General features: G+C 66.0%; 18 protein-coding genes. 2 read left to right on the top strand and 16 right to left on the bottom strand.

What is annotated here, in order from left to right:
- Window positions 1-6: 6 nt before the first annotated feature.
- The 15 genes from Q7J58_RS14105 to Q7J58_RS14035 form a co-directional block, all read right to left on the bottom strand.
- Entirely contained in the window at window positions 7-303 is a 297-nt protein-coding gene (locus tag Q7J58_RS14105; protein ID WP_290968272.1) for a 2Fe-2S iron-sulfur cluster-binding protein, read from the bottom strand.
- Window positions 304-345: 42 nt separating this feature from the next.
- On the bottom strand, window positions 346-1,185 hold the full coding sequence (locus Q7J58_RS14100) for an SIR2 family protein (protein WP_304829197.1): 840 nt from the start codon (window positions 1,183-1,185) through the stop codon (window positions 346-348).
- Window positions 1,186-1,194: 9 nt separating this feature from the next.
- Window positions 1,195-2,358, bottom strand: a complete 1,164-nt coding sequence (locus Q7J58_RS14095; RefSeq protein WP_304829194.1) for a DegT/DnrJ/EryC1/StrS family aminotransferase — start codon at window positions 2,356-2,358, stop codon at window positions 1,195-1,197.
- An 11-nt stretch (window positions 2,359-2,369) separates the two neighbouring features.
- Window positions 2,370-2,630: a hypothetical protein gene (locus Q7J58_RS14090; RefSeq protein WP_304829191.1), complete on the bottom strand. Its 261-nt coding sequence runs from the start codon at window positions 2,628-2,630 to the stop codon at window positions 2,370-2,372.
- A gap of 5 nt (window positions 2,631-2,635) precedes the next feature.
- Window positions 2,636-2,860, bottom strand: a complete 225-nt coding sequence (gene nifT, locus Q7J58_RS14085; protein WP_177138519.1) for a putative nitrogen fixation protein NifT — start codon at window positions 2,858-2,860, stop codon at window positions 2,636-2,638.
- Window positions 2,861-2,891: 31 nt separating this feature from the next.
- A complete protein-coding gene (locus tag Q7J58_RS14080) occupies window positions 2,892-4,034 on the bottom strand; it encodes a cysteine desulfurase family protein (RefSeq protein WP_304829183.1) in 1,143 nt (380 codons plus the stop codon).
- A gap of 106 nt (window positions 4,035-4,140) precedes the next feature.
- The gene (locus tag Q7J58_RS14075; RefSeq protein ID WP_304829180.1) at window positions 4,141-4,485 is read right to left on the bottom strand and encodes a hypothetical protein; all 345 of its coding nucleotides are present in this window, start codon (window positions 4,483-4,485) and stop codon (window positions 4,141-4,143) included.
- Window positions 4,482-4,763 (bottom strand): nitrogen fixation protein NifZ, encoded by a 282-nt coding sequence (locus Q7J58_RS14070; protein WP_304829177.1) that lies wholly within the window; start codon window positions 4,761-4,763, stop codon window positions 4,482-4,484. Before Q7J58_RS14070 ends, Q7J58_RS14075 begins: the two co-directional genes overlap by 4 nt.
- On the bottom strand, window positions 4,760-5,122 hold the full coding sequence (locus tag Q7J58_RS14065) for a nitrogen fixation protein NifZ (RefSeq protein WP_304829174.1): 363 nt from the start codon (window positions 5,120-5,122) through the stop codon (window positions 4,760-4,762). Before Q7J58_RS14065 ends, Q7J58_RS14070 begins: the two co-directional genes overlap by 4 nt.
- Entirely contained in the window at window positions 5,115-5,939 is an 825-nt protein-coding gene (locus Q7J58_RS14060) for a 4Fe4S-binding leucine-rich repeat protein (RefSeq protein ID WP_304829172.1), read from the bottom strand. Before Q7J58_RS14060 ends, Q7J58_RS14065 begins: the two co-directional genes overlap by 8 nt.
- Complete coding sequence (locus Q7J58_RS14055; protein WP_304829169.1) at window positions 5,936-6,520, bottom strand: hypothetical protein; 585 nt, start codon at window positions 6,518-6,520, stop codon at window positions 5,936-5,938. Before Q7J58_RS14055 ends, Q7J58_RS14060 begins: the two co-directional genes overlap by 4 nt.
- A gap of 10 nt (window positions 6,521-6,530) precedes the next feature.
- Complete coding sequence (locus Q7J58_RS14050) at window positions 6,531-6,938, bottom strand: iron-sulfur cluster assembly accessory protein (RefSeq protein ID WP_304829166.1); 408 nt, start codon at window positions 6,936-6,938, stop codon at window positions 6,531-6,533.
- A gap of 181 nt (window positions 6,939-7,119) precedes the next feature.
- Window positions 7,120-7,314 (bottom strand): 4Fe-4S binding protein, encoded by a 195-nt coding sequence (locus Q7J58_RS14045; RefSeq protein ID WP_177138544.1) that lies wholly within the window; start codon window positions 7,312-7,314, stop codon window positions 7,120-7,122.
- A gap of 49 nt (window positions 7,315-7,363) precedes the next feature.
- On the bottom strand, window positions 7,364-8,983 hold the full coding sequence (gene nifB, locus Q7J58_RS14040; protein WP_304829156.1) for a nitrogenase cofactor biosynthesis protein NifB: 1,620 nt from the start codon (window positions 8,981-8,983) through the stop codon (window positions 7,364-7,366).
- A 181-nt stretch (window positions 8,984-9,164) separates the two neighbouring features.
- On the bottom strand, window positions 9,165-9,884 hold the full coding sequence (locus Q7J58_RS14035; RefSeq protein ID WP_304829153.1) for an SDR family oxidoreductase: 720 nt from the start codon (window positions 9,882-9,884) through the stop codon (window positions 9,165-9,167).
- A 71-nt stretch (window positions 9,885-9,955) separates the two neighbouring features.
- On the opposite strand from Q7J58_RS14035, the gene Q7J58_RS14030 reads away from it, so the two are divergent.
- A complete protein-coding gene (locus tag Q7J58_RS14030; RefSeq protein ID WP_304829151.1) occupies window positions 9,956-10,582 on the top strand; it encodes a TetR/AcrR family transcriptional regulator in 627 nt (208 codons plus the stop codon).
- A gap of 25 nt (window positions 10,583-10,607) precedes the next feature.
- Here Q7J58_RS14030 and Q7J58_RS14025 read toward each other — a convergent pair whose 3' ends face one another.
- The gene (locus Q7J58_RS14025) at window positions 10,608-11,039 is read right to left on the bottom strand and encodes an Rrf2 family transcriptional regulator (RefSeq protein ID WP_304829148.1); all 432 of its coding nucleotides are present in this window, start codon (window positions 11,037-11,039) and stop codon (window positions 10,608-10,610) included.
- Window positions 11,040-11,172: 133 nt separating this feature from the next.
- Between Q7J58_RS14025 and Q7J58_RS14020 the strand changes: the two genes are divergently transcribed.
- A complete protein-coding gene (locus tag Q7J58_RS14020) occupies window positions 11,173-11,856 on the top strand; it encodes a class I SAM-dependent methyltransferase (protein WP_304829146.1) in 684 nt (227 codons plus the stop codon).
- The last annotated feature ends 60 nt before the right edge of the window (window positions 11,857-11,916 follow it).

The raw sequence follows: 11,916 nt of genomic DNA, 5'->3' as shown, positions 1-11,916 counted from the left end.
GTGGCTTCAGCTCGTCATCAAAAGTTCGACCGTGATCGGGTCTTCGCCCAGCACCGCCTGGCAAGCCAGGCGCGAGGCCGATCCGATGCCGACCATGCCGTCGAGCTTTTCATTCTCCTTCGGCTGGATGCGCGACAGGCTCTTGCGGCCGCTGGTGACGAAGACGTGGCAGGCCTCGCACTTGGCATCGCCGCCGCATTTGCTCATGATCGGCTCGCCCACGCCGAGCAGCGCTTTGAGGATGGTGGTGCCGGCGGCAACTTCGTAGGATTTGCCGGAAGGAAGGACGGTGATCGTGGTCATGGTTGTGGCCTCATGGCTGGTTGGGAAACGGTCGAAAAATTCTCAGGCGGCCAGTGCGGGCTGCAGGGCGTCGATCAGCGCGGTCGAAAAATCGGCCAGCGGCATGTTGATGCGCGTGATGCCCTGCTCTTCGAGGAAACGCTTTTCCATGCGGGTCGGCTCGTTGGGCAGCACGGCCCAGTGCAGGTCGCTGGAGCGTTTCATGATCTGGCGTGCGAAGCAGCGGGTGAGCTGGTCGTCGAAGCGGCAGCCGAGGAACAGGAAACTGCGACCGCTGCGCCAGGCCTGCACCGCCTCGGGGATGGGGGTCTGGATGTCGATCTCGGTCAGCACCTCGACGTAGTCGCTGTCGGACACCAGGTAGTTGCCGGCCGGGCTGTGGCCACCCCAGGGCTTGTAGTGCGTGGGCGCCACCGGCAGGGTGTCGAGCGCCTGGCCCTGGGCGTCGTAGGCGCCGGTCCAGTGTCCGAAATGTTCGGACTGCGACAGGCCCTGCACCTGGTTCCAGCCGCTGCTGCCGCGCACGCGGGTCAGGGCGTTCAGCATGGTGTCGTCGTACCAGGTGTCGACCCAGAGGCCGGCGTTGCTGCCCGCCAGGGCGAGCTGCAGCGGCGATGGCTCGGGCGAGCTGGCAAAGGCCTCGTTCATCAGGTGCACGACCGATTTGCGGTGTTTGAAGTTCTCGATGAACTGGGCCGCCTGCGTCAGGCGGTGGCGCACCTTGTGCGGCACGCTGACCTTGGCCGTCATGAAGGTCGCCAGGTCCAGCGGCGTGGCCGGCACCTTGCCCGCCTCGCACAGCGACAACATGTCCGGGCCCAGGTAGGGGATGACGCTGCCGGCGTCGAGGCGGCGGGCGATGTCTTGGATCAGGTCGGTCATGGGGTTTCCTTAGAGGTAAATGGCGGCGCCGGCGCCTACGTTGGTGGCCGTGTCTTTTAGGGTCGTGACGATGTACTGCACCTGGACCGCGTCCATCTGGGTGTGCAGCGGCAGGGCCAGGGCGCGGTCGCCGATGCGGTCGGTGTCGCGCAGCAGGCCGCGCTGCTGGCCGATGGCCGCGGCCGCGTTCATGTAATAGAACTGCTGGTGCAGCGGGTGGCTGTAGGCCGCGGTCTCGATGCCGCTGGAAGCCAGGTCGTCCACCATCTGCGCGCGGGCGCTGGCGGTGAAGCGTTTGCCCAGGTGCACCACGTACAGCATCCAGTGCACCTCGTCCACGTTCTCGGCCAGGTAGGGCGGCTTCACGCCCTCGAAGCTCTGCATCTGCTCGTGGTACCAGAGCTCCACCTGCTTGCGCTCCATCAGCCGGTCGTCCAGGCTGGCGAGCTGGGCCAGGCCGAGCGCGGCGGTCATCTCGCTCATGCCGGCCTGCAGCGGCACGCGGGAACCGACCGAGACCGAATGCCGGTCACTCACGCGGCGCTGGCGCAGGTAGCGCAGTTCGTGCACCAGCGCGTCGTCGTCGGTGACCAGCATGCCGCCCTCGCCGGTGCACAGCGCAGAAGGCTGCGAAAAGTCAAACACCGACACATCACCGAAGCTGCCCACGGTCTGGCCCTTGTAGCGCGAGCCCAGGGCTTCGGTGCTGTCTTCGATCAGGGGGATGCCGTGCGCTTTTGCGAGCGCGCGCAGTGGGTCCCAGTCGGCCGGGTGGCCGTTGGTGTTGCCGGCCAGGATGGCGCGGGTCTTGGGCGTGATCTTGAGCGCGGCCTTCTCGGGGCTCAGGCAGCCGGTCCAGTAGTTGATGTCGGCGAACACCGGCGTGGCGCCCGCGAGCGTGATGGCCTGCGCCACCTGGTGCCAGGCGTGGCTGCTGCAGACCACCTCGTCGCCCGGGCCGATGCCATAGGCGCGCAGCGCGATCCAGGTGCCCAGGGTGCCGCTGCCCACCGCGACCGCATGGCGGCGCCCGGCCCAGCCGGCGAAGGCGCGTTCGAAGGATTCCAGCATGGGGCCATCGCCCCAGCGGGCCGATTCCAGCACGGCGGTGACGAGCTGGATCTCGCGCTCGCCGCACTCGGGCTCGTAGAGGGAGATGGCATCGATTTCCATGGGGTGCCCGATCAGTCTTGGGTGAGGATGAGCGCGTCGGCTTCTTCGGGCGCCTCGGTCACGCTCCAGCAGTGGCCGTTGGAGGTGGCGAGGTAGACCTTGCGGGCACCCAGCAGGAGAGCGGGCTTTTCGTCGCGCATGTCCATCGCATCGACCAGCACCACCTTCATCTCGGGGTGCTGGGAACGCCAGATCGAGGCCGCGTCGCGCAGGGTGGCGGCAGCGCCCACAAGTTCGCCGGCCGCGCGCAGGTGTTCGGTGCTGATGGACATGGCGTTCAGTCCTCGGAAACCGAAGACGCCAGGCGGCGCGCTTCGACGGTGATGGGCAGCGTCGTGCCTTCTGGCATGACCGGCAGGTCCAGCTGCCAGCCGTTGGCCAGCGTGACCAGGCCTCCCCACATGCCGGGGTTCACCATGTCGACGATGGGCTCCTCCAGGTCTTTCTTCGGCACATAGGCGCTCAGCACACCTTTGGCATCTCGGCGGATCATCACTTTCATCATCGGCTCCAGTCAGGCAAACACAAAAAATTCAGGACTCAGCGGCAACGCTGAGCAAGGGTTCGATCAAAGCCGGCAGGCTGTTGAGCAACAGGGCGATGTCTTCGCTTCGGGTTTCATCGCCGAGCGAAAAGCGGATGGCGCACAGGGCTTCGTCGCGCGGCACGCCCATGGCGGTCAACACGTGCGAGGGCTCGCTGCCGCCCGAGGAACAGGCCGCGCCGCTGGACGCCGCCACGTTCAGGCGCGAGAGGCGCTGCAGCACGACGTCGGCATCCACCAAACCAAAACGCAGGTAGCTGGTGCCCGGCAGGCGCGGCACGCCCTGGCACCACACGTGCAGGCCGGGCAGTTCGGCCAGACCGCGTTCGAGCGCGTCGCGCAGGCCGGCCACCTGTTGGGCCTGCGCCGCCAGATCGCCCAGACGTTCGAGCGCCGCGGCCAGGCCGACGATGGCGGGCAGGTTCTCGGTGCCACCGCGCCGGCCGCGCTCCTGGCTGCCCGGCACCGGCGGCACGAAGGCCCGGCCCTGGCGCAGCAGCAAGGCGCCCGCGCCCTTGGGGCCGTGGAACTTGTGGGCCGAGAGCGAGACCGCGTCGGCCGGGTAATCGGCAAATGAAAACGGCAGCTTGCCGATCCACTGCGTGGCGTCCACGTGCATGGCGGCGCCGGCCGCGTGGGCCAGCGTTGCGATTTCCGTCACCGGCATCAGCGCACCGGTCTCGTTGTTGGCCGCCATCAGCGAGACCAGGGCCAGGTCCGGACCCATCAAGGCTTCGGCGGCGGCCAGGTCGATGCGGCCGTCGGGCGATACCGGCATGACGTCCACGGGCACGCCCTGCCCGGCCAGCGAACGCGCCAGGCGCAGCAGGGCCGAGTGTTCGACCGCACCGATCAGCAGGCGCTGGCGGCCCTGCGCCTGGGCCGCGGCCAGCAGGCCGGTCAAGGCCATGTGGTTGGCCTCGGTGGCGCCGCTGGTGAAGATGAGTTCGCTGGTCTTGCAGCCCAGGGCCTTGGCCGCCGTGGCGCGCGCCGCGCCGAGCACCCGCTTGGCGTCTTGCCCCGGCCCGTGCTGCGACGAGGCGTTGGCCCAGGCGTTCACAAACACCGGCCCCATCGCATCGAGCACCTCGGGCGCAGGCGGTGTCGTGGCGTTGTGGTCGAGGTAGATCATGGCGAACTGCTCCCTCCACCCAGGGCACCGCCGGGCCGGCTTTGCCGGACGGCCAGTGCCGCCCCCTCGGGGGGTAGCGCGAAGCGCTGCGGGGGGGTCATGGTCTTCATGGCCAGAACTGACGTTCGCTGTCGAGGCAGAGGAGATCAAGAAGGGGCTCGATCTGGTCGGCCCGCTCTTTCACCACCCAGGCTTGCTGCTGGTGGTCGCGTGCGCACAGCGTCCAGCAGGGGTGTTCGCCCACGGGCGGTTTCAGCAAGGCAATGGCGATGGTGCCGCCGCTCGGGTCCACGTTGCGCGAGCAGCACGGGCTCTCGACCCGGTAGCCCTCTGCGTCGAACCACACGGTCGGTTGCACGAAGCGGTAGCGCACGCGTTCCTTCAGCGCCCGCTCCAGGCGGTGCAGCGTCAGGTCATGCGGCGGGGTGCGCGCTTCGGGCACAGCGTTCATGCGGCCTCGTCTTCGGTTTCGGGCAAGAGGCCGGCCGGAGCGGGCACGAGTTCGATCTCCAGGCAACCGACCACGCAGCCCGGGAACTGCACCAGGTAGACCGGTTCGTTGAGTTCCTGGGCGTGGCCGATGTTGACGATCTCGCCCACCGTGCCGCGCGCGGCGAGCAGCGCGTCGGGTTCGCGCTCGGGGTAGCTGCCGTCGTTGACCAGGTCGTCCAGCGCGATCACGCGCTGGCCCCAGGCGTAGACGGGTTCGCGGGGTTCGATGCCGTTCATGGGGTTTCCTTTTCAGGTTGGGGTTGACCGAGCGTCGTGATGCGGGAGGCCTTGTCGCCGAGCTGCGCCAGCACCTCGTCGGGCAGGTTGTCGAGGGTGCAGAGTTCCTTGGCGCGCATGCCGACGCGGTGGCCGGATTCGACGAAGTCGACGGCGTAGATGTAGAACTGCTGCAGGAAGGTGTTGATGTTGATGACGTAGCCGATCTCGCCCTTGTTCACCAGCACCTCGCCGATGTCCTTGCCGTTGTAGGTGCCGTCGTTACGCACCACGGAGCGCGCGATCACGCGTTCGCCGTACTGGAAGCGAGGAGGGAAGGCGAGTTCGATCTCGGCGTCGTCGCGGTTGATGTCAGCCATGCGGTGCTCCCGGAACGGGTGAAAGGGCCTGGCGCTGGGCCTGGCGTTCAAGCACGCGCTGGCGCACCAGGGGGTCGTCGTCTTCGCGCAGCGGGTCAAGCTGGGACGGGTCAGCCCGCTGCGCCACTTCCCAGCGCACGCGCCAGTCGGTGTCGGCCATCAGGCACGGCAACAAGGGCGTGGGCAGGCGCTCGGCCACGGTGCGGCGCACCTCGGGTGAATCGTCGCGCAGCAGAATCAGCAGCGCCGGCATCTCCAGGCGCCGGGCCACGATCAGGCGCACGGCGCGGTCCGGGTCGCGCGCCATGGTGGGCAACAGCGCCAGCGGGATGCGCCGCGCCACCCATTCGCGCACGCCGTAATCGGTGTCGTTGCGCATGGCGGCCAGCTCCGCCGTTTCCAGCCGCTGGGCGACGCGGATGCGCACCTCGCGGTGCGGGTCGCGCGCCATGCGGCCGAGCATGTTTTGCGGCAGGCGCAGCGCGATCTGCAGGCGCACGGTTTCGTCCGGGTCGTCCATCAGCGAGACCAGGCGGAACACGTTGGCGTGGCGCGCGGCGATGGCACGCACCTCGAAGTACGCATGGCCGAGCTGGCGGTCGCCCTGCTCCGGGTGCCAGCGGAAAAAGCGGTCGATGCGGCGCGCGTACACGTCCTGCATGCAGGCATGGCCGGGCTCGCAGCCCTGTTCGGCCGGTCGATCGCGCAGGGTTGCGTATTCGCAGGCGCTGCAGTCCACCGGGCCGCCCTGCCAGTGCGAGGCTTCGATGTCGCCGGCGGGCGCGCGGGTGCCCATGAAGTCGCTCAGGGCGCTCATAACTTCGCCCCGCTTCCGCTCCAGCCGCGCACCGGGTAGGCGCTCAGCGGGTCCACCGCGTCGGGCGTGTCGGCCGCTTCGCGGCGCGCGAGCACGTGTGAGAGCAAGGCACCACCGAGGTGGTCTTTCGGGTCGAGCTGGCGCAGCGCGGCCAGCATCAGGCGCGCTTCCTCAAAGTCGCCCAGGCGCAGGCTCAGGTAGGCCAGGCCCTTGAGCGTGAACAGGTAGAAGCGCACGGCCGGGTCGTGGCGCAGGGCTTCGTCGTCGGGCGGCTGGTCGCCGAAGTTGGGGCCCAACGCACTGCGCGCAATCGCCAGCGCGTCTTCACCGACCGCTCGGGCCTGGTTCAGCGCGTGGCCATAAAAATGAAAACGGTAGAGCGCGATCAAGGGCCCGGGGTGGCTGGGTGCCAGGGCTCGCGCCCGCTCCAGCAAGGCCAGGGCCTCGTCGCTCTGGTCGCGCCTGAGGCCCGCTTCTTTGATCAGCGCGTCCACCTCGGGACTGACCGCGCCGCCGATCGCACCGGCGCCGAACGCGTCGAGCGCATCGTCCAGCCCCAGGTTGACGGCGGCGGCGTTCATGGTCTGGGTCTCAGGAGGCCAGCGAAGCGGGGCGACCGCGCCCGATGGCGCCGATCTCGATCTTGGTCACACCCACCACCGGCGCGCTGTCGGTGGAAGCGCTGCTGCAGCCGCAAGCGGCCTGGTTGGGGTTGGTGAAGGTCAGGCCCGACTGCGTGGGCGTGTCGGCGAAATCGACGATCACGCCTTCGAGCATCAGGCGGCTCTCGGCCCCCAGGAACAGGCGCAGGCCTTCGATCTCCAGCACCTGCTCACCCGGGCCGGGCGCGGCTTCGGCGCTGAATTCCGAGCTGTAACCCGAGCAACCACCGGGCGACACCGCCAAGCGAAAACCCGCACCGGCCGGCAGACCGGAGAAGCGCACGATGCGCGAAATGAACTTGACGGCGGCGGGCTTGAGGACGATGTTGGGCAGCATGGTGGTGGTCTCGATATGTGGAATGAACGCAAATAACTCGGGAGGTCTCAAGCACAGACCGCACGCCCCAGGGCGAGCGCAGCAAAGCCCCTTCCAGAACACCGCGGAACCGGCTTTGCCGGGCCGCTGGTGTTGCCCCCTTGAGGGGGTGACGCGCCCTTGGGCGCGGCGCGGGGGTGCTTCAAATCTTTACGATGCAGCCGTCCACAGGGCACACGGCCACGCACTGCGGCTCGTCGTAGTGGCCTTCGCAGTCGGTGCACTTCTTGGGGTCGATGACGTAGGTGCCGCCTTTTTCGCGGATCGCGACGTTCGGGCATTCGGGTTCGCAGGCCGAGCAGGCGGTGCAGGTGGACGCGATGATCTTCATGGGCATGGTGGCTCTCCTTCTGGGGGACGTCGTGGGGAATGGGATGGGGTGGGTGTCAGGCGGCTTCGGCCAAGCCGCCGGTGAAAGCACCCTGGCGGATCTGCGCGTCGCCGCGCACCTGGTGCGTGATGGCGCCGCTGGCCACGCGGCCGCGGTAGTCGTTGAACCAATCGAGTGCGGCCTTTTCGATGAACTCGCCGACGTACTGGTCCACCGGCTCCACACCGGCGGCCAGCAGCTCGTCGCGCGGGCAGGCACCGATCTTGGCCACCAGCACGGCGTGGCAATCGTTGATGGCGTTGACCACCGAGGGCAGCTGCTCGTCGTCGCCGTGGCCGCCCTGGCAATACAGGTCGACGCGGCGGTGGCCGACGAACAAGGCCTGCGCGGCCGAGACTTCAAACACCTGGAATTCGGTGACGTGGCCGAAGTGCTCGTTGACCCGGCCGCCACCCTTGGTGGCGACCGCAACCAGCACCTTCATGTCGTCGTCCACACCCACGGCGCTGGCCGCGGCGGCCAAGGCTTCATGCTTGGCGGCCTGCTGCGCCTGGCGCTCGACCTCGACCTTGTCCTGGTAGCTCTTGCGCTTGTCCAGGTCGTAGACCACTTCCATCTGCTCCAGCTTGTCGAGCGTGAACTCTTCCGAGCGGTCTTCGCCCAGCAGGCCCACCGCGTCGGCGCGGCACTGGCGGCAATGGCGCATGAGGTTGGCGCCGCCCATGCAGGCGTCCTGCACGGCCTTCAACTCCGAAGCGGTCGGGCCACGCTGGCCGGTCAGGCCAAACACCGTGCCGTGTTCGGCTTCGGAGATCAGCGGCATGATGTTGTGCAGGAAGGCGCCGCGCTTCTTGACTTCGCGGTTCACCTCGATCAGGTGCTCGTCGTTGATGCCGGGGATCAACACCGAGTTGATCTTGGTGAGCACGCCGCGCGCGGTGAGCATTTCCAGACCGAGCATCTGGCGCTCGTGCAGGATCTTGGCGGCCTCGTAGCCGGTCACGCGCTTGTGGTTCCAGAAGATCCAGGGGTAGATCTTTTCGCCCACGGCCGGGTCCACCATGTTGATGGTGATGGTCACGTGGTCGACGTTGTATTTGCAGATCTCGTCGACCTGATCCGGCAGCGCCAGGCCGTTGGTGGACAGGCAGAGCTTGATGTCGGGCGCCTGCTCCTGCAGCATGCGGAAGGTGTCAAAGGTCTTGGCCGGGTTGGCCAGCGCGTCGCCGGGGCCGGCCACGCCGAGCACCGTCATCTGCGGAATCTCGCTGGCCACGGCGACCACTTTTTTCACGGCCTGTTCGGGCGTGAGCTTCTGCGACACCACACCGGGGCGCGATTCGTTGCTGCAGTCGTATTTGCGGTTGCAGTAGTTGCACTGGATGTTGCAGGCCGGCGCCACGGCGACGTGCATGCGCGCGTAGTGGTGGTGGGCTTCTTCGGAATAGCAGGGGTGATTCTTGACCTTGTCCCACACCTCTTGCGGCATGTCGTCGGGGCCGTCGGAGGTGCCGCAACTGGCCTTGCCCTCACCGCCGGAGGTGCCGCAGCCACCACCCGTGGAAGGCAGTTCGGGCGCGGCGCCCAAGGGTTTGATCTGGCCAATGGACACATACGTCTTGGCGGGCATGGCGCCCAACGCTGCACTGCCACCACTGCTCAATGCTGTCGACATGAAGACCCCTTTCGTGCAACCAACAACGGCCGCTTGGCAGGTCTCCAGCGAATTTCGTGCCACCGAAAAAACCCTTTCAAATCAAAGGCTTGGTGGTTTTGTCGGTTGTCGGAAAAGGGACAACGGGGGTGGTTTTGTTGGGGAGGCGTCGGGGTTGCGACAAAGTAGGCCGGATCGAGGACTACCAGGGCGTCGTACCTCCCGGCTCGACGAAGGCGCCGGTCTCTTCACCCGAAAGGGCGTACTGAACCGGCAGCTTCGCACCTTCAGCCGGGGTCATGTTGCCGTAACCGGTCAGGTCGGTCTTGACGAACCCCGGGCTGACCGAATTGACCACGATCGGGGTTCCGCGCAGCTCCTCCCGAAGCTGCACGGTCAACATGTTCAGCGCGGCCTTGGATGCGTTGTAGCCGATGTACTGGGCCGCGTAGTAGGTCGAGGATGGATCGCCGTTGAGCGTCAGCGAGCCGAGCGAGCTCGACACATTCACGATACGACCTGCCGCCGCTTCTCGCAGCAGAGGCAGCATGGCCTGGGTCACGGCCAAGGCACCAAAGAAGTTGGTCTCGAACACCCGGCGCACGGCGCTGATCGAGGCCTTGCCCGGCGTGCCATCGGCAGGGTCGAAGATGCCGGCATTGTTGACAAGGATGTCCAGCCTCCCGTGCTCCTGTCTGATCTTCGACGCTGCGGCGCAGATGCTCGCTGCGTCGGTGACATCCAGTTTCAGGGACTGGGCGGCCAGTCCTTGACGGGCCAGGTCATCGACGGCCGCACGGGCACGGCCGTCGTCTCTGGCGCCGATGATGACGTGGATGCCGGCCTGTGCCAGCTGCCGCGCGATTTCGAGTCCGATGCCCTTGTTCGCGCCAGTGACGAGCGCGATGCGATTCGCAGTCATGCAGAAAGTCCTTTCGAAGTGAATGCAACACATCTACTATATGAAGGATCATTCAGTTTGAGGATTCGCTTTTGGCTTCCACCGCTTCACGCACGCTAAGTCCCCGAAAGAAGCCGCGTCAGGCTCGCGCGACGTTCACTTTGGACGCGATTTTCGAGGCAACCATTCAGCTTTTGGTGGCGGACGGCATGCATCGATTAACGACCACGAAGGTGGCCGAGCGGGCGGGGGTTTCGGTCGGAACCCTGTACCAGTATTTCCCGCACAAGGAAGCCCTCGTCTATGCGGTCAACGAGCGCTATCTGGAGAACCTGGCCGCAAGGATCGAAAGCACATGTCGGGCCCAGCATGGCCGCCCCATCGGTGAGATGGTGGAGGCGCTGATCGACACGTACTGGCGAGCGAAGACGGAACGTGCGGATGTGACCCGGGCGCTGTACCGTTCCGTCGCCGAGCTGGACAACCAGGCGCTGATCGATGCATTCGCCAAGCGGGCCGACGCCGCGACGTCGGCAATGCTCGCCAGCGCAACCGATGCGACATTCACCGACTTGAAGAGCGTGAATCTGACGCTCGTCACCGTCATATTCGGTGCCGTTCGCAACGCCTTCGAGCGAAACCTGCGCCCTGCAGAAACACGCAAACTGCGCCGTCAGCTGGTGACGATGTGCCAAGCCTATCTGGAGAGCGCTGCGTGAGCCTGCGCACGAGGCTGCCTGCTTTTCAGCAGGGCTTGGCGGCCTTCGAGAGCACTTTCGGCGCGAGCGCTGCCAGCGAGACATCCGCAAAACGCTCAACAAACAGTGCTTCAGCCTGTGCCATGGTGTCGGCCAAGACCGCGTTGACGCGCTCCTGCACCTGGCAACCAGGGTGACTCTCCCGGTTTCCAAAGGCAAACAAGGCGGGCCGGCCCAAGGCGACATAGACGTCGAGCAGAGAAATCTCGTGCAAAGGCGTGGCTAGCAACCACCCACCACCATGGCCCTTCTCAGCGCTGACATAGCCAGCCTCTCTCAGGCCCCCCATGGTCCGCCTGAACACAGCGGGATTGGTCCCCATGCTCCTGGCCAAGACCTCGGAGGTGATGGGTTCCTTCGTGTGTCCCAAGTGCAGCAGCACATGCAGCACGTCGGAAAGGCGTGTGTCCTTGTTCATCGGTTTGTCCTGGGCCTTCAGTGGGGTCGGCGTCTTGATGCAGCAGATCGCTGTCATTGCCGATGCATCATGAAACATCAACTGTTATTTGATCATGTATTATCAAGTTTCTTTTGATGATTCATGAAAATCAATGCCACAGCTGAATCCAACCACACAAGACATGGCGTCGACTGCATCAAGGCACCCCTACCTGAACGGACCACCAAACCAGGTGCCGGGCTTCTCCAGCCTGCACCGCATGGTGCAGCTGCTGCTCGCCGAGCGTGTCCCCGCCGATGGACGAATCCTGGTACACGGTGCTGGAGGGGGTTTGGAAATCGATGCCCTTGCCCGCGAACAGCCCGAGTGGCGCTTCGACGGGGTAGACCCTTCGCGAGAAATGCTGGCACTCGCAGAGCAAACCGCTCGACCTTACCAAGGACGAGTGGCCCTCCACGAAGGCTATATCGATGGCGCTCCGCAAGGGCCTTTTGACGGCGCAACGTCGCTGCTCACCTTTCACTTCATTCCGCGACAGCAGCGACTCGAGACGCTTCGCGCGATCCACAAGCGCTTGAAAGCTGGGGCTCCTTTTGTCGTGATGCACATCAGCATTCCGTCTGCGGAGCCAGACCGATCCCTCTGGCTTTCGCGACATCTGGCTTTCGCTGGAACACCTGCCGCGAGTGCGGAGCCATCAAGGCAGGTCATGAAATCGAATCTGTCGATCCTCTCGCCAGAAGAAGACGAGGCGAGCCTGCGGGAAGCAGGGTTCGACAAGATCGCGCTGTTCTATGCGGGGTTCAGCTTTAGAGGGTGGGTGGCGTACGCATAGTTTCAAAAGATCGCCGTGGTGCCGGTGGCGATTCGACAGTTAGGGCCCAGCTTGCAGCGG

This window comes from Hydrogenophaga sp. (assembly GCF_030656115.1).
GTDB lineage: Bacteria > Pseudomonadota > Gammaproteobacteria > Burkholderiales > Burkholderiaceae_C > Hydrogenophaga.
The sequence above is the reverse complement of the archived record's forward strand: the minus strand, read 5'-3'. Positions and strand labels throughout refer to the sequence as shown.

What these genes read in the sequence shown, in the direction of transcription:
- Q7J58_RS14020 (WP_304829146.1), top strand. Translation starts at nt 11,173, where the DNA reads ATGCCACAGCTGAATCCAACCACACAAGACATGGCGTCGACTGCATCA.
- Q7J58_RS14075 (WP_304829180.1), bottom strand. Translation starts at nt 4,485, where the DNA reads ATGAACGCTGTGCCCGAAGCGCGCACCCCGCCGCATGACCTGACGCTG.
- Q7J58_RS14060 (WP_304829172.1), bottom strand. Translation starts at nt 5,939, where the DNA reads ATGAGCGCCCTGAGCGACTTCATGGGCACCCGCGCGCCCGCCGGCGAC.
- nifB (WP_304829156.1), bottom strand. Translation starts at nt 8,983, where the DNA reads ATGTCGACAGCATTGAGCAGTGGTGGCAGTGCAGCGTTGGGCGCCATG.
- Q7J58_RS14055 (WP_304829169.1), bottom strand. Translation starts at nt 6,520, where the DNA reads ATGAACGCCGCCGCCGTCAACCTGGGGCTGGACGATGCGCTCGACGCG.
- nifT (WP_177138519.1), bottom strand. Translation starts at nt 2,860, where the DNA reads ATGAAAGTGATGATCCGCCGAGATGCCAAAGGTGTGCTGAGCGCCTAT.
- Q7J58_RS14100 (WP_304829197.1), bottom strand. Translation starts at nt 1,185, where the DNA reads ATGACCGACCTGATCCAAGACATCGCCCGCCGCCTCGACGCCGGCAGC.
- Q7J58_RS14090 (WP_304829191.1), bottom strand. Translation starts at nt 2,630, where the DNA reads ATGTCCATCAGCACCGAACACCTGCGCGCGGCCGGCGAACTTGTGGGC.
- Q7J58_RS14080 (WP_304829183.1), bottom strand. Translation starts at nt 4,034, where the DNA reads ATGATCTACCTCGACCACAACGCCACGACACCGCCTGCGCCCGAGGTG.
- Q7J58_RS14025 (WP_304829148.1), bottom strand. Translation starts at nt 11,039, where the DNA reads ATGAACAAGGACACACGCCTTTCCGACGTGCTGCATGTGCTGCTGCAC.
- Q7J58_RS14050 (WP_304829166.1), bottom strand. Translation starts at nt 6,938, where the DNA reads ATGCTGCCCAACATCGTCCTCAAGCCCGCCGCCGTCAAGTTCATTTCG.
- Q7J58_RS14105 (WP_290968272.1), bottom strand. Translation starts at nt 303, where the DNA reads ATGACCACGATCACCGTCCTTCCTTCCGGCAAATCCTACGAAGTTGCC.
- Q7J58_RS14065 (WP_304829174.1), bottom strand. Translation starts at nt 5,122, where the DNA reads ATGGCTGACATCAACCGCGACGACGCCGAGATCGAACTCGCCTTCCCT.
- Q7J58_RS14095 (WP_304829194.1), bottom strand. Translation starts at nt 2,358, where the DNA reads ATGGAAATCGATGCCATCTCCCTCTACGAGCCCGAGTGCGGCGAGCGC.
- Q7J58_RS14035 (WP_304829153.1), bottom strand. Translation starts at nt 9,884, where the DNA reads ATGACTGCGAATCGCATCGCGCTCGTCACTGGCGCGAACAAGGGCATC.
- Q7J58_RS14045 (WP_177138544.1), bottom strand. Translation starts at nt 7,314, where the DNA reads ATGCCCATGAAGATCATCGCGTCCACCTGCACCGCCTGCTCGGCCTGC.
- Q7J58_RS14070 (WP_304829177.1), bottom strand. Translation starts at nt 4,763, where the DNA reads ATGAACGGCATCGAACCCCGCGAACCCGTCTACGCCTGGGGCCAGCGC.